The sequence below is a fragment of the Streptomyces sp. NPDC003691 genome (genome assembly GCF_053981115.1).
In genome coordinates, this window is record NZ_JBSFNQ010000007.1 from 56,631 (window position 1) to 78,289 (window position 21,659).

The 21,659-nt window shown below is 71.9% G+C and carries 3 protein-coding genes; all 3 read right to left on the minus strand.

Annotated elements, in window-relative coordinates; translation table 11 throughout:
- Nucleotides 1-183: 183 nt before the first annotated feature.
- The 3 genes from ACWDR0_RS05575 to ACWDR0_RS05585 all read right to left on the minus strand — a co-directional run bounded on the left by ACWDR0_RS05575 (nucleotide 184) and on the right by ACWDR0_RS05585 (nucleotide 21,003).
- A complete protein-coding gene (locus ACWDR0_RS05575) occupies nucleotides 184-8,850 on the minus strand; it encodes a proprotein convertase P-domain-containing protein (RefSeq protein ID WP_456350332.1) in 8,667 nt (2,888 codons plus the stop codon).
- A gap of 36 nt (nucleotides 8,851-8,886) precedes the next feature.
- Entirely contained in the window at nucleotides 8,887-14,838 is a 5,952-nt protein-coding gene (locus tag ACWDR0_RS05580; protein WP_456350333.1) for an RHS repeat-associated core domain-containing protein, read from the minus strand.
- Nucleotides 14,839-14,967: 129 nt separating this feature from the next.
- A complete protein-coding gene (locus ACWDR0_RS05585; protein WP_456350334.1) occupies nucleotides 14,968-21,003 on the minus strand; it encodes an RHS repeat-associated core domain-containing protein in 6,036 nt (2,011 codons plus the stop codon).
- Nucleotides 21,004-21,659: the final 656 nt, after the last annotated feature.

The following is a 21,659-nucleotide window of genomic DNA, read 5'->3' on the forward strand; positions in this document are numbered from 1 at the left end:
GGGCCGTACGGACAGGGCACGGCGTACGAGAGCGGGGGCGGGCGCCCGGAACAGCGCCCGCCCCCGCTCGGCCGGGGTGCGGCGGCGGGCCGGAATCCCGGGCACCCCGTGCACGCGTCCCGCGCGCCCCGGGTTCACCCGCCCTCGGCCGCCGCGCCCCCTTCCCCCTCGGTGGCGGTATCTCTAGGGCCCCCCGAACTGGAGGCTCCAGGCCTGGATGGTGCCGCTGCTGCCGGTTCTGGTGTCCTGGGCCCGAAGTGACCAGTTGCCGTCCGCTCCCTCCGCCGAGGCGTCGACGCGGTAGGTCGTACGGACATCGGCCGCGGTGTCCGTATCCGGTACGTCCTCCAGCAGAAGGGCCGTGCCGTCGGGGGCGACCAGGTGGAGGATCAGATCCCCCCGGCGCGGATGCCGTACGTCGACGACGACCCGCAGGTCCGCGGGCGCGTTCCCGGTCCGGCCGAGGACCGGGATCTGGCTGTGCGCGGGGGTCCCGGCGTCGGCGATGTTCACCGTGCCGTTGCGGTGGTACTTCAGCGGCGCGGGGAACGTCAGGCTCCAGGCGTCGATCAGCCCGGTGTCGCCGAGTGCCCCGTCGGTGACCCGGAGCCGCCAGGTGCCGCCCGCATGTTCCGCGGAGGCGTCGACGCTGTACTCGTCGAGGACGTCGTCGGTGTCGCCGGAGCCGGTCAGGTCCTCCAGCAGGTAGGGAGTGCCGTCGGGGGCGATCAGCTCCAGTTTCAGATCGCCGCGGTGGGGGTGGCGGAGGACCGTCCGGACCTTCAGTCCGGCCGGCGCCCGGCCGGTGATGGAGGAGATGGACACGGTCGACTCGGTGGTGCCGTTGTCGGTCAGCGGTACGTCGGCGGGGTTCTCGAACCGGGTTCCGGGGGGCACCGTCAGCACCCCGCCCATATTCAGGCTCCAGCCGTCGACGGTCCCCGTACTGCCGGTCCGGTTGTCCCGGACGACGAGGTCCCAGGTTCCGTTGGCGGTCTCCGCCGAGGCGTTGACGACATACGTCCTGAAGACGTCGGCGGTGGTGTCGGTGTCGGGGAAGTCCTCCAGCGGATAGGAGGTGCCGTCGGGTGCCTCCAGGGTGAGGACGAGGTCGCCGCGCCGCGGATGGACGATGTCGACGGCGACCCGCAGATCGGCCGGGGCGTTCCCGGTGATCCCGGTGACCTGGGCCGGTATCCAGTCGCTGGAGTTGTCGTCGGAGATCGCCCGGTCGGTCCCGTTGGCGAACTTCGTCACCGGTCCCGCCGCGCTCGGCGCCCGGTCGGCGGGCGACCACATCCGCCAGGAGTCGATCTTCATGGCCGAGCAGCAGTAGTCGGTGCGCTTCGCCCGGAGTTCCCACTCGCCGCTCGCGGTCTCGGCCGAGGCGTCCACGGTCCAGTAGGGCGGCAGGACGGCCCCCCAGCGGTGCAGGGGGTAGCGGGTGTTGTCGGGGGCGATCAGCTCCAGCTCGAGATTGCCCGGGGACGCCGTGGTCGCGACCGAGACCCGGAGGTCGGCGGGGGCGTTCCCGGCGAGGCCGGTGACCCTCTTGTACGAGGTCGCGGTGTACGGGCTGCTGTCGGGCAGGGTGACCGCGGGACCGTTCTGCTCCGGCCAGGCGACGGCGGGCACGGGTGTGCCGGGTGGTGCTGCCGACAGGCTCCAGGTGTCGATATGCCCGGTGTCGCCCCACACCCGGTCCCGGACCCGGAGCTTCCACACCCCGTCGGCCCACTCCGACGACCCGTTGAAGACATAGGACTTCGTCAGATCGTCGGTATCGCCGCCGGGTGCCAGGTCCTCCAGCGGATAGGCGGTGCCGTCCGGGGCGACGAGATGGAGCAGCAGGTCGCCGCGGTAGGTGTGTCTGAGGGCGACGGACACCTCCCAGTCCTTCGGGGCCACTCCGGCGAGGCCGGAGACGGTGACGGGCGATTCGGCGGTTCCGTCGTCGGGCACCGGGATGTCGGTGGGGTTCTCGGCACGCCAGCCCGCCGGGACGGCGGCCTGCGGGCTGGGCAGGATCTGGAGGGCCCAGCCGTCGAGGGTTCCGGTGTTCCCGGTGAGGGTGTCGACGATCCTCAGCGCCCAGCTCTGGTTCACGGGCTGGGCGACGCCCCGCAGTTCGTAGGTTTTGAGGACGTCGGCGCCGGTATCGGTGTCGGGGAAGTCCTCCAGCGGGTGGACGGTGTCCCCGTGCAGCTCCAGCCGGAGGTCGCCGCGGCGCGGATGCCGGATGTCGACGGTGACCCTGAGGTCGACGGCGGCGTTCCCGGTGATCCCGGAGACGTTGAGATAGCTGGTGGCGTAGTTCCACGACTGGTCGGGGATCGCGGTGTCGGTGCCGTTGGCGAACTTGTTCCTCGGGCCCGGGGGGCTCGCGGTCCGGTTCACCGGCGACCACAGGCTCCAGGAGTCGATCCGGGTCGACGAGCAGCAGTAGTCGGTCCGGGTGACCTCCAGTTCCCAGGAGCCGTTGGCCCGTTCCCCGGAGGCGTTCACCATCCAGTGGTCGGGGAAGGTCTGTTCGCGTTTGTGGAGCGGGAAGCGGGTCCCGTCCGGTGAGACGAGCACCAGTTCCAGATAGTCCGCACTGGTCGTCGTCGACACGGAGACCCGCAGGTCGGCCGGGGCATTGCCGGTGATCCCGGCGACGTACGCATAGCCGGAGGCCCGGTAAGGGGAGCTGTCGGGCACGGTGAACGCCGACCCGCTCCGGGCCGGCCAGGCCACCTGCGGTGCCAGGACAAAGCCCCAGGAGTCGATGGACCCGGCCTCCCCGGCGACGGTGTCCTGGACCTTCAGCTTCCAGGTCCCCTTGAGCGCCTCGGCGGCCGCGTCGACCGCGAACACCGGCCCCAGGACGGGTTTCCGGTCGTGCAGGACATAGGCGGAGCCGTCCGGGGCGAGCAGGGTGACGACCAGCTGGTCGGGCCTGGTGTGGGTGATGGCGGCCTGTACCTGCATGCCGTTGGGCGCGTTGCCGCGCTCCTCGGCGATCGTCAGGGGGCTTTCGGCGGTCGCCAGATCGGCGAACTTCACGGGTGCGGTGGTCAGTGCGGTCGCGAAGGAGGCGGGTGTCAGGCTCCAGGAGTCGATCACCCCGGTGTCGCCCCAGACGGCGTCCAGGACGCGGAGCTTCCACACCCCCTCGGCCTTCTTCGCCGACGCGTTGACCGTATAGGTCTTGGTGAGGTCGTCGGCGTCGCCGCCGCCCTTGGTGAGGTTCTCCAGGAGATAGCCCTCGCCGTCGGGGGCCTCCAGATAGAGCGCCAGATCGCCGCGGTGGGTGTGCTTGAGCGCCACGGACACCTGCCAGGCCTTCGGTGCCTGGGTGCCCTTTTCGGGAACCGTCTCGACGGTGATCGGCGACTCGCTCCAGGCGTCGTCGGCGATGGGTACGTCGGTGAGGTTCTCGCCCTTCCAGCCGTCCTTGAAGACGGCTGGGGTGCTGGGCAGCGTCTGCACGCTCCACTCGTTGATCTCGCCCGCGAACTGCGTTCTGGTGTCGGTGACCACCAGGGTCCAGGAGGTGTTGGGCGGCAGGGCCACCCCGGTGAGGGTGTACGTCTTGCGGACGTCCTCGCCGGTGTCGTAGTCGGGCACGTCCTCCAGCAGCAGGGTCCGCGACCCTCCGGTCAGCTCCAGTTTCAGATCGCCCCGGTTGGGGTGCCGGATATCGACGGCGACCCGCAGGTCCTGGGCTTCGGAGCCGGGGAGTCCGCAGGGGGAGAGATAGCTGGAGGTCTGCCAACTGGTGATGGGCTTGTTCTCGGGGTTGGCGAACTTGGTGTCGGGCGCCCTGTTGGGCTCGGTCAGGCTGATCGGCGACGACAGGTTCCAGCCGAGGATGTTCGGCCCGCTGCTGGACGAGGTGTTCTCGAACTTCAGGGTCCACTCGCCGTTGGCCGGTGACTCCGAGGCGTTCACGACGTACTGGCTCCGGAGGTTGTACGGGTCGGTCGCGTAGCGGGCGCAGCTGCTGGGCGCCGCCGGGGGCGGCCGCAGCCCGTCGTAGAGCACGTACTGCTTGGGCTCGGCGGTGGGTGTCGGCCGGGGTCCGACCAGGATCATGCGCAGGCTGGACCCGGCGTAGCCGTACTGCGGGTCGACCGTGAGCGTCAGGTTCTCGGGTGCGTTGCCCACCAGGCCGGAGACCGTCACCGAACGGGAGGTGGTGGTGTTTGCGGCCACCTGGAAAGCGGAGCCTGCCCGGGGTGCCCAGGGGACCCCCGGCTTCTTTCCTTCGCCGTACGGTGCCGACAGGCCCCAGCTCTCCAGCGAACCGCTGTCGCCGATGACGGTGTCGTGGACCCGCAGCACCCAGAAGCCGTTGGCGGTCTCCGCGGCGGCGTTGAGCTGGTAGCTCCTCTTCAGTTCGTCGACGTCTCCGCTGCCCCGGAGGTTCTCCAGCAGATAGACCGTGCCGTCGGGCGCGATCAGCTCCAGCTTCAGATCGCCCTGGTAGGTGTGCTTGATATGGACGTCGACCCTGAGCCGCTCCAGTGCGTCGGGGGGCAGGTTCTGTACGTTGAGCGGGATGTCCGTCACTCCCAGGTCCGGGATCGGCTGGGACTGGTTGTGAATCGTGGCGGGCACCGTGAGGTTGCCGATCGCCTGGAGCTCCTCGGCGGACGCGGGTTCGGGACGGACTTCGACGGTGTCCACCGTTCCGGCCAGCCGGTCCACGGCCTGGCCGCCCTGGAGGCCGCGGCCGATCGCCAGCCCTCCGTCGGCGACCGCCGCGCTGAGGTACGGCTCCGACGCGTGGAGGCGGCCGTCGACGTAGAGACTCAGGTCGCCGGTGTGCTCGTCCTTCTTGGGGTTGGGTGCCCGGTACACACCGGCGAGATGGACCCAGAGCCCGGTTCTCGGGACGGTGGCCGATCGGACGACCTTGTCGGGGACCGTACCGCCGGTGTGGGTGTTGCCGGTGATGCCGAAGGCCCAGGATCCCTGTCCCGCCGGACCGTGGTCGTAGAAGAGCCGGAAGCCGGACCGGTCGGTACCGTCCTGGCTGATGATCGTCTGGGTCCGGCCGAGTGCGTCGAGTTTCACCCAGGCGGCCACGGTGAACCCGGTGTCGGGGCGGATCACCGGGCCCGCGGTGTAGGCGTGGCCGTCGATGCCGTCGAAAGCGAGCCCACTGGTGGGTTTGTTCTGCTGGTCGGGCTTGCCGCTGGTCCAGGTGGAGCCGTTCCACAGGGCGAGGGTGTGGCCGTGGCCCGTCCGGTCGGCGGGGGTGTCGTCGAGGTTCCATCCGGCCCCCGGGGCGAAGCCCGGTGCTGCCGCCCGTTCCTTCACCCGGGCCGCCGGCAAGGCGCCGGACAGGATCTCCGCATCGTCGACGTTCCCCGGCCAGTAGGCGCCCGGGGTGCCGTTGCTCTTCGCCCGGCCGATCACGAGGCCGCCGTCCGGATACCAGGTGGAGCGGTGCGCCGCGGTCCCGGCGGGTCTGCCGTTGACGTACAGCGTCATGGTCCCGACGGTGTGGTCGTAGACCCCGGCGAGATGCGTCCACACCCCGGTCTGGGGGACGGAACCGGCCGTCGCGTACACCCCGGGGGCCTCCTCCGGGGCGTCCGCCGGATTCATTCCGAAGGTCCAGCGGTTGGCCGCCGCCGAGTAGCCGAGGACGAACCCGCTGTCGTGGCGGCCGTCCTGGCCGACCGCGGTCGCCTGGGTACCCGGGCCGTTGAGGCGGACCCAGGCGGCGGCGGTGAAGCTGCCGAGGGTGTTCTGCGGGGTCCGTTCGGCGACGGGTCCCGCGGTGTACGCGTGGGTCTGGCGCCCGTCGAGCCGCAGCGCCCGTCCGGTGCCGGAGCGGCCGGGGTTCGCCCAGGTGGTGCCGTCGTGCAGGGCGATGGTGTGCCCGTTGTTCTCCAGGTCCGCGCTGGTGCGGCCGCTGCCCTCGTCGAAGGACCACCGGCTGGCGGCCTGGTAGGGCGCCGGGCGCTTCATCCGGTGCTGGACCTCGAAAGGCGATGCCGCCCAGGGATAGAGCTGGAGGTCGTCCAGATCGCCGGGCCAGAAGTCCCTGGGCAGCCCGCCGGACCTGCCCCGGCCGATGGCGGTGGCCCCGGCCGCGTACCAGGTGCTGGTGTGGTCGGCTTCGGCGGCCTGGCGGCCGTTGACGAAGAGCCTCAGCTTCCCGGCGGTGTGGTCGTAGACCCCGGCGACATGGGTCCACACCCCGGTCTGGGGAGCGGCGATGGACCGCGCCACCGCGGTGCCCTGCACACCCCCCGTCTCGCCGCGGGGCATCGCGAACTCCCAGGAGCGGGGGGCCGGATGGTAGCGGAGGGCGAAGCCGCTCTGGTCGGTGCCGTCCTGGCTGAGGACCGTGGCGGCGGCGAAGGTGCGGTCCAGCTTGACCCAGCCCATGGCGGTGAAGCTGCCGAAGGTGTTCTGCGGGGTCTTCTGGAGGACGGGCGCCGCGGTCGCCGCGTGACCGGCCGTACCGTCGAAGCGGGCGGCGCCGGGGTTGTTGCCCGCGCGGTCGGCGGTCTGGGTGACGGTGCCGGAGACCGTGGCGTCGAAGCGATACGGGCCGGGGGTCTTCCCGGTGCCGGTGCTCGGGCCGTCGACAAGCGTGCCGCCCGTGGTGGAATCGGCACTCCAGTACCCGTAGTAGGTGGTCGGCTTGACGACGTCGGTCGTCTTGAAGGCGTACAGGGCAGGACTTGCCGTACCGGCGTTGCCCGCCCGGTCGACCGGGACCACCTTCAGGTAGTTCGCCTTGGTGCCGAAGCCAATCATGGCCCGGTCCGCCGTGTAGTCGATCACCGCGACCCCGCCGGGTACGTCGGTGGCGACCGTCTTCTGGTCGCTGCCGACCGACGGGCTCTCGCCGAATCCGTACTGGAACCCGGTGATGTCCCCGTCGCCCCGGGCATCGAAGACGAAGCGGCCCGTGGTGTAGACGGGCGGTCCGGGCGCCGGGGGCGGCGGGAAGTCCGCCGAGGTGACCAGCGGTGGTGTGGCGGGTGGAGTGAGGTCGACGGTGAAGGTGCACCACGGGCGCCCGTCGCTGGAGTCCACGCCGTCGTCCACGGTGACGCCGAAGGTGTAGGTGACCCCGTCCTGAAGCGCCGGCAGGTTCTCCATCGAGAGCACCGCCCGGGCGGCCGGGGATACCGTCAGTGTCTGCCGGTGGATCTGGCCGGAGGGCGGCCCCGCCCCCTCCCACCAGCGGAAGACCGCGTTCAACTGGTTGTTGTGCCGCGGGGTGTCCGGGTCCGAGACGGCGGCCGACAGCTTCGGACGGGCGTTCTTGATGACCGGCTCCTCCCCCGCACAGCTCCGGTCGTCCAGTTTCAGATCGGCGGCCCGGTCGGGCACGGTGTTGTAGTTGACGCTGAGCGCCATCACCGGATCCCTGTATCCCGGCGTCGCCCGGTCCATGTATCTGCGGGCCGCGTACGAGTCGGGGGTCTCCTGGGCCCGGAGGGCGAGCGAGGTGGTGGGCCAGCGCCGGTCGGCCGCCTCCCGCACCAGGTCCGTGACGTCGAACCCGATCGGGCTCCCCTCGCAGAGCTGCTCGTCGTGCCCGTGGCCGAGGGAGGACTGGCCGACTTTGCGGTGGAAGACCGTGGAGTCCCAGGTGGTGGTGGGGGTGATCCGGTCGATGTGCCACAGCTCCACCGGTTTCGGGGTGCACGACTCGGCCCAGTACTGGAAGGCGGAGAACGTGGCCGAGACGATGCGCTTGCCCGCGAAGGCCGAGGTGTCCATCTCGTAGTAGGAACGCCAGCGCAGATCGTCGCCCTGGATCCGCCCCACCTGCCCGATATGGCTGGAATCCCAGTAGGTGGCCTTCACATTGGTCCGGGTGTTGTGGGAGAGCAGCATCCAGTGGAGCCTTCTGGTCTCCTCCGGCGGTCCGGTGACCGTCATGGGGTACGCGTCGGGAGGGACCGAAGCGGCGAGGGTTCCCACGGCGACGGTCACCCCGGCCGTCCGGGACACCCGCCAGGGCACCGGAGTGATATCCGGCTGCCGAGCGGGCCCGCCCGTCCTGAGCCCCTTCGTCTCCCCGGCCGCGGGTGAGGCGGCCGCCATGGTGCCGGGCGGTGTAGCGGCGGCGGTCCCCCGGCGGTGCAGCCCGAACCGGAACGCCCGTACCCGGGGGTCCCCGGCGGCGGCCGCCGAGCGGACGACCAGGGCGGGGGTGTAGCCGGTGGCTTCCGCGGTGAGCCGGATATCGACCCCGGGCAGCACGGCACGGTAGACCGCGGTATCGCCCTCCAGTACCGGCTTCGGCAGTCTCCCGGCCCAGTTCAGCCCGAACTCGCCGTCCTTCTGCCGGACCCGGACCAGTGGTGCGCCGCGTTTCCCGCCGCCGGAGAAGGCGACGGGGACCACGGCCGCCTTCGGTCCGACGGTCCCGTCGGGCCGTACGGCGAGCGTGGTGTCGACCGGCACCCAGCCCTCGCCGGTCCGGACCCGGACCGGCTGGCGGTGGACGGTGGCCCGGAAGGTGCCGTCCGGCAGGACGGACACCGTGGTCTCCGGGGTGCGCAGCTCGGTGATCTCCACGGGCTTACCGGTCCGCCGGGCACGTTCCCCGGCGGACTGTTCCGCGGCGGACTGTTCCGCGGCGGACTGTTCGGCGGCGGACTGTTCTGCGGCGGACCGCGCCGTCGCCGTCCCGGTGGTCCGCGCCGCCTTCGCCGGAACCACCGGGCCGGTCCGGGCGCTCTGCCCGGCTCCGGACCCGTCCGCCACGGCGGCGGACGGCGGACGGGCGCCGGCGTCCGCCTCCCGGGCGGCGGCCGGTCCGGCCGCCGTGACCAGGCCGGCGAGCAGGGCGGCGACCGAGACGACGGTGCCCACACGGAATCGCACAGCAGTGCCTGAGAACCTCATCCCGGCCGCCTCCCCCTACTTCTTCTTGTTCTTGCCGCTGCTGGTCTTCTTCTTGCCGCCGGGCTTCTTGCCCCGGTCGCCCTTGCCTTCGTTCCGTCCCTTCTTGTCGCCCGTCAGGGTCCTGATCACCACGTCGAACATCGCGGCGATCATGCCGAGAAGCTGTTTGACGGTCGGGTCCTTGGACCCGCTGACGACGCCCTTCGTGCCCTGGGCCTTGCCGCAGGTGCTCTTCTTCTTGCCCTTGATGCAGTCGGTCTTCGGCTTCGGCTTCGGCGGTTCGAAGAGCTGGACGTCGTATCCGTGCGGGAAGTAGTCGTCGGGATCGCCGACCGAATACAGCCCGCCCGGGTTGGCCGGCAGGACCTTGCCGCCGCCGCTCCAGAGCCCCTCGGGGAGCAGGGCGGACCCGGATCCGGTACTGCCCTGGGTGCCCGGTCCCGGAGCCGGACCGGGGCCCGGGGCCGGGGTCTGGCTGCCCGGCGGGTTGGTGTAGCCGTCCGGGACCTTCGGGTCCCAGCCGCCGCGCCCGGTCTCGATATCGGTCGCGAAGGCGAGCACCGCGTCCGCCCGGTCGGCGTCGCCGCCGCTCTCCGCGCCGGAGGCCGCGGCGGCGCCGTGTGTCGCGTACAGGTTGGTGAACCCGCGGTCGCCGCCGGTACGGAATCCGGTGACCGCGCTGTCCCATGCGGTCTCGGTCCCCGCGGCGCCGGTGACGGGCTGCGCGGTCAGACCGGTCGGGTCGGAGTTGCTGACCGGCGAGTTGCCCGCGTAGGCGTAGCCGTGGAGCTGCTGCGGGTCCTCGGCGTTCAGGATGGGGTCGGCCGAGAGGAAGGCCCCGGTGTCCGGGTCGTACTCGCGCGCTCCCAGATGGGTGAGCCCGGTGGTGGGGTCCTTGGTGCCGCCGACGAAGCCGCGTTCGCCGGGCCAGTTGGCGGCCTGGGGGCCGCGCGGTCCGCCGTAGGGCAGATGGCGCCGGACGGTGGTGGTGAGGTCGGTGGCGTCGATGGAGACGTCGGCGGTGCCGACATGGTCCTCGGTCAGCCAGCTGAGCCCGGCCGGGGTGCGGACGGCGATGTCGTCGCCGTCGACCGTGTAGTAGCGGGTGCCGGTGACCGCGCCGGTGGCCGTGGTGAGCTTCAGTTCGGTGTCGCCGAGGTAGAGCGTGGTGCTGCCGGGGTCGCGGCGCAGCAGCCGGTTGCCGTCGGCGTCGTACTCGAATCCGGTGGTCACCGCGCCCGCGGCGACCTGCGCGAGGCGGCCCTCCGGGTTCCAGGCCAGGGTCTGTCCGGGCCTGCTGGTGGTGTTGCCCGCCGCGTCGTAGCCGTACTGGGCGGTGGTGGTGCCGCTGGTCACGGACTGGAGCCGGTGGGCGCCCGCGGTACCGGCGGCGGGGTAGGTGTAGTCGCGGACGGTGTCGCCCGCGGCCGTACGGTGGGTCTCCCGGGTGCGGTTGCCCGCGGTGTCGTAGGCGTAGACGTGCCAGTACGGGGCGGGCCCGCCGAGTACCGGTGTGCCGGGTCCGGCGGCGCAGGCCGCGGTGGTGGTCCAGGCCTCGGTCAGCCGTCCCAGGGAGTCCTGGCGGAAGCACTGCCGGTCCCCGGAGACCGTGTCGGCGGCGGAGACGATATTGCCCGCGGCGTCGTGGGCGAGGGTGGTGTCCAGCGCGGTGACGCCGGTGTCCAGTTCGGTGCGGAGGCCGTTGACGAGCTGGGTGGCGGGGTCGTAACCGTAGGTCCGCAGTACCCGGCCGCCGAGATAGCGCTCCCGGAGCTTGCCGGTCTCGTGGTAGGTGGTGCCGGTGACATAGGCGGCGACGTCGGAGAAGACGGTGTCGGTCAGCCCGGTCGGGGTGTAGCCGGTCAGCAGGGTTTCGGCGGGCAGGCCGCCCGCGGCGGGCAGGGTACGGCTGGCGAGCTGTCCGGCCTGGTTGTACCCGGCGGTGGTCTCGTACCGTCCGGCCAGTGCCCCTTCGTTCGCGGGGATGGTGACGGCGGTGCCCGTCGGCAGGCCGACGTCGTTGTAGCCGGTGACCTCGGTGCGGTAGGCGTTGCCGCCGGACCAGCGGATCGCCGCCGCCTGGCGGCCGGTGCCGCGGGGCGCCGTGTCGTAGGTCCACTCGGCGAGCTTCGTACCGGTCGCCGAGCCCTGGAAGAGGCCGGTGCGCCGGTCGAGGGCGTCGTAGGTGTGGGCCAGGGTGGTGCCGCGGGCGTCGGTGACGGTGGTCAGCCGGTCCTTGTCGTCGTACGTCATGGTGGCGGTGCCCTTGTCGGGGTCCGCCACGGTGATCTGGCGGCCCCTGACGTCGTAGGTGAACTGCCAGGCGTTGCCCGCCGGATCGGTCACCGAGGAGCGCTTGCCCGCCTTTGTCCAGCCGTAGGCGGTGGTGAGATGGGCGCCTGCCGGGGCGTCCCCGGTGTACTGGCGCAGCTCCAGCAGCCGTCCGCGGGCATCGGTGATCCGGGTGACGGGGGTGCCGCCCGCCGGCGGGTCCTCGTGGACCCGGTCGCCCTGGTAGGCCCAGGTCGTCCGGTGCCGTTCCGTGCCGTAGGAGTGCAGGATCTCCGCGGTGGTGCGTCCGGCGCCGTCGTAGGTGAACTGCTTGCGGGACGGTACGGCGGACGCGTCGGTCACCAGCAGCACGGCGGACGGTGTGCCGGGGTTGTGGTAGGCGCCGTTGGTGGCGGCGATCCGCCCGGCGGCGTCGTACAGGGTGTCAGTGACGGTCCGGCCGCCGTTGGGCGACTGCTCCTGGGTCTGGCGCTGCCGGAGCAGCCCGTCGTAGAGGGTGTGGGAGGCGGTGTAGTCGCCGCCGCCGAGGAGTTTGCGGGTGGTGACCGCGGTGGGCGCCCCGGGGGTGGTGGTGTACTCGTACCGTACGGAAGGCGGCGAGGTGGTGGCACGGCCCGGCTGCCAGCCGGCGGTGAACCGGCCGAGCGCGTCGTAGGTGCGGGTGCCGCGGCGGTTGTCCGGGTCGACGGAGGCCGTCACCAGCCCGCGGGCGGGCTCGGTCTCGGAGGCGGTGGCATGGCCCAGCGGATTGGTCACGGTGGTCCTGGTGAGGGGTCCGCCGAGAGCGGGCTCGTAAGCCGTGGTCGTTCTGGCGCCGAGGGCGTCGTAGGAGTCGGTGATCCGGCCGTGCTGGTCGTGGGCGGCGCGCTCCTTGGTCGCGTACACCGGCTGGGTGCCGTTCCAGGAGGCGAGTTCTTCGACCTTGGTGACATCGCCCTTGACGGGCGGGGTGCCGAAGACGGTGGCGCCGTCGTAGTAGGTGCGCTCGTCGGTCAGCACATCGGCGGGCGCGGGCTCGTGGGCGCCGGTGGCCGGGCAGGCGGCGGCCGCGGTCAGGACCCGGCCCGGCCGGTCGAGGACCCAGGCGGTGGTGTTGCGGACATAGGAGGTGGTGGTGCAGACGTCGTCGCCGGGCACGGTGATGTCGCCCTTGTCGTGGACCTTGACCGGGCTGCCGTAGCCGTCGTACTCGGTCCGGGTCTCCACGGTCCGTGAGGTGCCGCCGGGCAGGGCGGTCCGGGTCTGCACGGTGTTCACCTTGAGGATGCGGGCCTCCAGCGGCCCGCTCTCCCGCTGGCGTACGGCGGTCGGGTCGGAGAGCCAGGGCTCGTGGAATTCGGCCGTGATCTCCGCCCCGGACACCGGGTCGCGGGTGATGGTCTCGCGGGCGAACCCGGCGAGACCGGGCTTGTCCTCGTACTCCCTGCCCAGGACGGTGAACTTGACCGTCCTGCGGGTGCCGTCGGCGAGCGGGTCGCCGTGCATACCGCGGGAGAAGATGTGCTCGGTGAGGGTCTGGGCGCCGCCCGGCGCACCGGTGCGGACCTTGACCCGCTGGAAGCCGCGCCAGGAGCCCCAGGTCTTGAAGCGGGCCGGGACCAGCTCGGCGCTGTCGTGGCGCCAGGCCGGATCGTCCTCGGTGTACTCGTAGCGGGTGATCTTGTCGGGCGCGCCCGCGACCAGATCCGCCTCTTCCACCTGGGTGACGACGTACTTGTTGAACCAGTCGAGGGTGGGCGAGGTTCCGGCGGCGGGCAGCCAGTTGCTGGGGAAACACCGTTTGGGGTTCAGGTCCTGGCGGGGCAGCGCGGTGGAGTTGCACAGGTCCTGGGCGTACGACACCCGGGTCACCCCGCCGGTCTCGTTGAAGACGTCCTTCAGCCGCCACTTGTTCATGACCGGGACGGCGTTGTTCACCAGGAGCCGGTTGGGCATCCGGATGCCGTCGAACCGGACCGGCGGCAGGGTGGCGGTGGAGCCGCCGGCCCGGCCGGTGCGCTGGACGGAGCTCAGCCAGAGGGCGGTGCTGGTGCCGTCGCCGGTGGCCGGGAAGGTGTGGGTCAGCGCCCAGGAGTCGACATCGGTGAATCCGGTGGCCTCACGCACCTGCGTGGTGATGTTCGCCAGCCGCTGGGAGGTCCAGAAGCTGGGTCCGGCGGCCGGGCAGGAGCCGCCGGTGCAGCCCAGGTCCCAGGGGGTGTCGGGCCAGCTGGTGGTCGTCGCCGGATCGCACAGGGCGCCGGGGATGCAGCGGGGCGCGGCGGTGAACAGCACCCGGGCGGTGGGCGCGACGCTGCCGTCGGCCCGGCCGCCGTACTCGATCCTGGCCGGCCGGCCGCCGCGGACGTACTCGGTGGCGGCGCTGGGGGTGGCGTCCCGGCCGTAGTGGTTGGTCTCGGTCTCGTAGGCGTAGGTGATCTCGTCGCCGTGGACGCCGGTGACGGTCTCCAGGGTCCAGCGGTACGCCTGGCGGCACCAGGACGTCGCGAACGAGGGGCCGTTGCAGGGCTCGCCCGGGTCGTTGCCGAAGACGGGCACCGTCCACGCCGACTTGGCGGCCGTGGTGCGGCCGAAGGTGTAGCGGGTGCCGTCGGGTCCGGTCACCACCCAGTGCTCGCCGTCGTTGTCGCCGTTGGTGGCGCCGGTGCGCAGCTCGACCCGCCAGCCTTCGTCGTCCGCGACCCGCCAGACGTCGGCGGCGGCGTCCTTGACGAGTTCGCCGGTCAGGCCGGGGAGCGCGATATGCGCGGCGTTCCGGTCCCAGCACAGGTCGCCCTTGCCCGGGAGACCGTCCTCGGAGCAGGGCTTGTAGGTGCGCTCGATGAAACCGGGTTCGTAGCCGAAGCCCTCTCCGATCCACGAGGACTGGTTGTTGGTGGCGGCGACCCGGCCGTCGACGGCCCCGGAGGAATAGGTCAGCGCCACGGCGGGCGCGATACCGGGGACCGGCGGCAGGGCGATCGGATAGTTCCACGAGAAGTCGCCCGACTGGATGCCGACCGCCCAGGTCGCCGAGGGGGCGAGGGAGGTAGGCGCGAAGGTGCCGACCGCGCCGGAGGCGGCGGAGGTCAGCGCGTAGGAACCGCTCGCGGTGGGCGCCCCGGTCCCGCGGGCCGCCGTCTTCGGCGGGTCCACGGCGACCCGGATCCGGCCCTTGGCGAGGTCGTTCTTCGCCGGGACGGCCTTGCGGGTCCTCAGGTCGACCACCCGGAGGCGGGCGGCATAGTCGCCGCCGAAGGCCTGCCGGAAGCCCGAGTAGTCGAGGTCGACGGTGACCGGCCCGCCGGGCGTGGTCACCCGGAACACCACCCCGTTGACCCCGGCCTTCTTCGCCGCGGCCCGGTCCAGCACCTCGACGCTTCCGGCGGCCTTCGCCCCGGCCCCGGCGACCCTGGCGGCCGGGGTGTCCGTCCCCGGCGCCGGCCACACCGGCTGCGGCGGCGCGGCGACCGCCTGCGCCGTGACGGCGAGCCGCGGCGGCGGCACCTTCTTCGCGGCCTTGCCGGGGACGGACCTTTCCCGTGGGGGCTCGGTCCAGGCGGGCTTCTTCCGTTCGGGTTCGGGCGGCTCGACCGCGCCCGCGGGCACGGTCGCCAGGAGTGAGAGAACGACGGCGAGGACGACGGCGAAGAGCGTTGCGCGCCGCCGTCTCATCAGCGCGAGCAGTTGGAGCATGCGGGTCCTCCCCCACACACGGCGACCGAGGGCCGCGGCGGCTGCCGGGCCCTCGGTCAGGGTGGTGGGGGGAGGGGGTGTTCGGGGAGGTCGGGGGACGGGTCCGAACGATCCCGAACACCGGGGTGGTTACTTCGGCCAGTTGCGTTCGATGGCCCAGTCGGTGGCGAAACTGGCGCCGATCGCGAATACGAGGCCGGCGGCACAGCCGAACACCAGGGCGACCGCGCAGCCCCCGGCGATGAACCCGATACCCGCACCGGTGGAAACGAGGGCCTTGGTGGCGGCCTCGCCCGTACTGTCCCCGTTCGCCTTGTGACCGGCGTAGGCGACGACGCCACCGGCCACTCCCAGCGTCTTGGGCAGCAGATGGTTGACCAGCTTGAACTTCTTCAGATGATCGAACCCCAGCTTGTCGTATTTATTTGTCGGCGGGTTCTTCTTGTAGTGGTGGTACTGAGCATCGGGAACCGAAGTGGCGGCTTCCATGATCTTCGCGGCCTTGTCGAAGTACTTGCCCGGGTCCCCCGGCTTCCTGGTGCCGCCTTGTTCGCCCTTCTTCTTGGACCCCGCACGGGAGTTCCCCGCAGGTGCGACACCGTTCGGGCACGCCACATTGCTGCTGCAGGTGCCGGCTTTGACGGGCCGTTTCGTCCCGGGGCCGCCGGTTTTGCACGAGCGGCCGGTCGGGCAGGAGGCGGCCTTGGTTTTCGGCTTCGGGTTGCCGGCCCGGGAGTTCTCCTTGTACCGGCACTGCTCCCGGGAGTGGCACTCGCCGGTGACGGGCTTTGTCGTGTGCTGCTTGGCCTGTGGTTTCTTCGCCCCGGGCTTCTTCGCATGCTTCGCCGGGGGCTTCTTCGTCTTCTTCTTGGCCTTGAGACCGTCCGGGTCGGTGAAGCTGACCGGGTTGTTGTTGGCGTAGGCGTATCCGTTCATCTGCTGTGGGTCGTTGTGGTCGATGATCGGATCCACCGAGACGAACCTGCCGGTCAGCGGGTCGTAGTCCCGGGCGCCCAGATGCGTCAGTCCGGTCGAGGCGTCGCTGGTACCGCCGACGAAGCCCCGTTCCGTCGGCCAGCTGCCCGGCTGTGTGCCACGCGGTCCGCCGTAGGGCAGGTGCAGCCTGTGGGAGGCCTGCTGGGTGGTGTCGTCGACGGCGGTCTCCCCGGTGCCGTGATGGTCCGCGCTGAGCCAGGTCAGACCCGACGGGGTACGGACGGCGACGGTGGCACCGTGCATCGTGTAGGAGCGGGTGCCGGTGACCGTCTGGGTCGCGGTGTTCAGCTTCAGTTCGGTGGCGCCCATGGAGAGCGTCGTGGCGCCCGGTTCACGGCGCAGCAGGCGTTCGCCTTCCGCGCTGTAGAGGAATTCGGTCGCCTGCCCGTTCGCGCCGACCGACTCCAGCAGCCCTTCGGCGTTCCAGGCCAGGGTCTGGCTGGTGCCGTTGACGTTGCGGGCGGTGGTGTTTCCGTCGGCGTCGTAGGCGTAGCTGTCGGTGCGGGTGCCGCCCGGGCCGGTGTGGGTGACCGACTGCAGGGCGTGCGGGCGCGCAGATCCGGGCGCGGGGTAGCTGTAGGTGCGGGTGGTGTTCCCGGCCGGGCTGCGCCAGGTCTCGCCGAGCCGGTTGCCGGTGGCGTCGAACGTATAGCTGTGCCAGTAAGGCGCCGGTCCGGCGAGCCCGGCCGTGGTCGGCGGCGCGGTGCAGTCGCCGGCCGGGGTCCATGCCTCGGTGAGCCGCTGGAGGTAGTCGGTGCCGTAGCACTGGGTGTCGGTGTCCCGGCCGAGGGCCGCGGTCGTCAGTTTGGTGATGTTGCCCGCCGGGTTGTAGGTGAAGGTGCGTTCCACGGTCGGGGCGGGCAGTCCCTCCTGTTCGGTGCGGGCGACCGTGAGCCGCCGGGTGCCGCTCTCGTAGACGAAGGACTGCCGGAGCTGACGGCCCAGCGAGCCGAGGATGTACTCCTCGACACCGCCGAGGGGGTCGTAGCCGGTCATGTTGACGTACGGGTCCAGACCGGTGAGCGTGGCGGCCAGGCCCAGTTCGTCGAAGCCCTGGACCAGGGTCTCGGCGGGCAGGCCGCCTGCTCCGGGCAAGGTAGTGGCGGTGTGCTGCGAGACGTCGTTGTAGGTGAAGAGCGACTCGTAGCGGCCTGCCAGCGCCCCTTCGGACGCGGGAATCGTGACGGCGGTTCCGGTGGACCGGCCCCGTCCGTCGTAGCCGATGACATCGCTGCGGTACGCCTGACCGCCCGCGTACCGGATGGAAGCACTCTGTTTTCCCTTGGCGAGGGTGTCGTAGACGGTCTCGGTCAGCTTGGGCCCGCTGGTGGAGTTCTCGTGCGTGGCGGTCCTGCGGCCCAGGGCGTCATAGACGCTCCTGACGGTCCTGCCCCGTGCGTCGGTGACGGACAGCGGCCGGTCCTCGTCGTCATAGGCAGTGACGAGCGTGCCCTTGTCGGGATCCTCGGTACGGGTCTCCCGGCCGCGGACGTCGTAGAAGTGGCGCCAGACGTTGCCCGCGGGGTCGGTTACCGTGGCGAGGCTGCCCGACTTGGTGTACGTGTAACGGGTCGTGTCGTACTCGGTGGCGTTCTTGTGCTGCCGCAGCTCGGTGCGGCGGTCGTGGGCGTCCGTGTACGTCGTGGCGGATGTACCGCCCTGGGGCGGGTCCTCGCGGGTCCAGTTTCCGCCGTAGGTGGTCGTCGTGCGCCATCTCTCCGCGCCGTACGCCCGGTCGATCTCGGCGGTTTCCCGCCCGGCGCCGTCGAAGACGTATTCCTTCTGGGCGGGGACGTCGGGGTCGAGGGTCGCAAGGACGGTCGTCCCCGGTGCGCCCGCGTTGTGGTACAGCTCGCTGACCTTGGCGACCCGGCCGTGTCCGTCGTAGAGGGTGTCGCCGACGATCCGGCCGCCGATGGGAGAGGGCTCCTGGGTCTGGCGTTTCCGGAGGAAGCCGTCGTAGAGGGTGTACGAAGCGCGGTACTGGCCGCCGGCGAGCAGGGTCCGGCTGGTCACGGCGGTGGGTCCGTCCGCGCGGACCAGGTACGAGATCTCGGCGTCCGGGCTCTGGGTAACGGGCCGCCCCGCTGCCCATCCCCGGGTGAACCTGCCGAGGGCATCGTGGTCGAAGCTGGTCCGCAGACCGTCGGGCCCGGTGGTCGCCGTCGGTACGCCCAGGAGCGGATGCAGCGTGTCGGTGCTGATGTGCCCCAGCGCGTTCACCGCCCGGACCTCCGTCACCGGCCCGCCCGTCGCCGGTGTGTACACCGTCTCGTCCCGGTTCCCCAGCGCGTCCCACTCCTCCGTCTCCCGCCCGTGCGCGTCGTACCCGTGACGGGAGACCGTGGTGTAGGTGCCGCCGCCCGCGGACCACTCGGACAGCTCTTCGACCTTGGTGGGCCGGGCCCTGGACGGGGCGGTGGCGAGGGTGGTGGAGCCGTCGTAGTAGGTGCGGACGTCGGAGATCACGTCACCGGCGTTCTGCGCGGCGGTGCCGCAGGGCCGGCCGATGGTCTCGACCCGGTACGGGGCACCGACGATCCAGTCGGTCAGGTTGGGGGTGTGGCTGACGGCGGTACAGGTGTCGTCGTCCGGGTCGGCCAGGTCGCCCTGGTCGTGTGTGCGGTGGTTGACGCCGTACTGGTCGTACTCGTGCGTCTCCCGGGTCTCCCGGTTGCCCCCGCCCGCCAGGGCCGTGCGGGTGTAGGTCTGCTTCACCTCGGTGGTGTAGGCGCTCAGGGTCCCGGTGGGACGGGAGCGTTCGGCGGTGGGGCCGATCTCGACCGGTTCGCTGATGGTGCGTTCGATCTCGGGGCCGCCGTCGCCGTTGTAGGTGATCTCCTCGTGGGCGAAGCCGCGGAGCGTCGGCTTGTCCTGCTTACCGGCGATGACGACGTTCTTCGTGGTGCCGTCGGCGTTCTTGTCGCCGTGCATGCCCCGGTAGAACCGGTGCTCGGTCAGCGTACGGACGCCACCGACTGCCCCGGTCCGGACCTTCACGGCCTGGTAGCCGCGCCACTGGCCCCAGGTCTTCAGCTCCTCGGGCACCAGCTCGGCCTCGTCGTGCCGCCAGGCGGCGTCGCCGACGTACTCGTACGACGTCACCTCGTCGGGCGAGCCCCCGACCCGGTCGATCTCACGGACCTCCGTGGCCAGGTACTTGTGGAACCAGTCGAGCTGGGTCAGGGTCCCGCCCGCGGGAACCCAGCGGCCCGGGAAGCAGTTGAGGCCGTTCCGGTCGGCGGGCGGCGGCGCGTCCTTGTTGCACGCGGCCGCCGTGTACGAGACCTCGGTCCGGCCCCCGGTCTCGTTGTTGATCCCCCTGACGCGCCACTTGTTGAGGGGCTGCAATCCACCACCGGTGCTCAGCCGGTTCGGCAGCCGTTCCCCGTCGAAGTCGACCGGCGGTTCGCTCAGCGGGCTCCCCGCGTGCCCGGTCCGCGTCACGGACGCCAGCCAGAGCGCGGGCGAGGTGCCGTCCCCGGTGGCCGGGTAGGTGTGCCGGAGCTGCCACGAGGTGACGTCCTGGAAGGCGCCGCCGTGCCGGATCTGGGCGGTGACCTTGTCCAGCCGTTTGCTGCCGAAGAAGACGGGGCTGGTCCGCCCGGCGCAGTTGCCGCCGTCGCACTGCTGGTCCCACGGCACGTCCGGCCATTCGCTCGGGACGGTCCGGCGGCAGGCGGAGCCCGGCAGACAGCGGTCGGCGGTGCCGAACAGCACCCGGGCGTCGGGCTCGGTCTGCCCCTGGCGGAGCCCGTAGTCGATACGGGTCAGGTGGCCGGCCCGGACATAGGGCGTGGCGGCGGCCGGGTCGCCGGCCCGGCCGTAGTGGTTGGTCTCGGTGTCGTAGGTGTACGTCATGATGTCGCCGTCGCGGTTGACGACATGGTCGAGCATCCAGCGGTACGCCTGCTGGCACCAGGAGGTGGCATAGCTCGCCGCGTGGCAGGGCTCGCCGCTGTGGTTGCCGTAGACGGGCACTGTCCAGGCCGACTTCGCGGCGGTGGTGCGGCCGAAGTAGTACTGGGTGCCGTCGGGGGACGTCATCCGCCAGTACTCGCCGTCGTTGTCGCCGTTGGCGGCGCCGAACAACTGCTCCACGCGCCAGCCGTCGTCCTCCTCGGCGCGCCAGATCTGCTTGGCGGCGTCCCAGACGAGTTCGCCCGCGACACCGGGCAGGGCGACGGTCGCGTTCCGGGAGGCGTAGCAGAGGTCGCCGGTGGCGGTGGTGTTGTTGCCGCCCGCCGTGTCACCGGCGCATCCGGTGTACTGCCGTTCGATGAAACCGGGCTGGAGGTCGAAGCCCTCGCCGGCCCAGGACGGCTGGTTGTTGGTGGAGGCGGTCCGGCCGTCGACGGAGCCGGAGGCGTAGCTCAGCGCGAGGTCCGGTTCGATACCGGGCACCGACGGCAGCGTCAGCGGATACGACCAGGTGAACTCCCCGGACTGGAGGCCGACCTGCCAGAGCGCGGACGGCGCGAGGGAGCTGGGCTTGAAGCTGCCCGCGGCGCCGTTGGGGCCGGAGGTCACCGCGTAGAGGGCGGCGGCGGGAGCGGGGGTGCCCGTGCGGCGGGCGGCGTCGGGGGCCGCGCCCCGGGTGGCGGCCGTGGCGGTGACCGCGCCGCTGATGGTGCTGCCCGCGATGTCGTTACGGGTGGTCAGCGGGGTGCCGCGGCCGCAGGCCGGGAGTTTCGGGGTGGTGGCGGCACAGGCCGGCAGCCGCACCAGGTGCAGCCGGGCGGCGTAGTCGCCGCCGTAGGCGGCCCGGAAGCCGGAGTAGTCGACGCCGACGGTGACGGGCACGGCGGCGGGCAGACCGTCGGTGTGTACGACGCGGAACAGCAGCCCGTCGACTCCGGCACGGTCGGCGACCGCGGGTTCGAGGACGTCGACCCGGAGCTTCCGCGGGCCGCGGGCACCCGCCGCCCGGACGGTCAGCGGGGTGCCGGGCACCGCGGTCGCGGTCCGGGCACCCGGGGTCAGGGTGATCTCGGCGCCCGCGGCGCGCGGCGGGACCGGGCGCGGGAGCTTCTTCACCGTGCGGCGTTCCGCCGGATCCGCGGGGCGGGGGCGGGCGGGCAGCTCGGTGCCCCTGACGGACGCCTCCGGACGGTTCTTGGCCGTCCAGGCCGGTTTCCGCCGGTCGCCGTCGGGCGCCTCGGCGGCCATCGCCGGGGTGGTGAGGACGGAGGCCAGCAGGGCGAGCAGAAGGCCCAGGGCGGTTCCGAAGCGGGTGGGGAAGGAGCTGATCAGCCGGGCCAGGGGATGGATCCGGCCGTGGACGAAGGGGCCGCTGCTCCGGGGGGTACGGGGGCGGCCGCGGGCCTCCCGGGCAGCCCGTCCCCGGATCCCTGGTATCCGCAGGCGGGGTAGCCGGATCCGGAGCGGTCCGGAGCCGGTTCGGCCGGTATGGGGCCTTCCCGTGCGGGCCCCTTCAGTACGGCTTCCGGTACTCGTTCCTCCGGCACGCGTTCCTCCGGCACGGGTTCTTCCGGTACGGAGCCTTCGCCCCGGGGGCTTCCGGCGTGGCAGGCGCATGGTGTTCCCCTCTCGATGCGTCCGGCGACGGACAGGGGTGGGGCCACCAGAACAGCGGCTGCCGGTGCGGGGCGGGCGGGTTGCGCACTGTTCCGCACAGATCCGAACACTCCACGGTCCGGCGCCCCGGGGATCACGGCCCGCCGCAGCCCGGTGCCGTACACCGCCGCGGGCCCCGCCGCCACGGGCCGCGGCCGTACGCCGCCGAGGGCCCGGGCGCCGGCAATCCGCCGCACGGGGTCGGCACTCCGCCACGGGCCGGGAGTCGCGGTCCGCCAGGGGTCCGG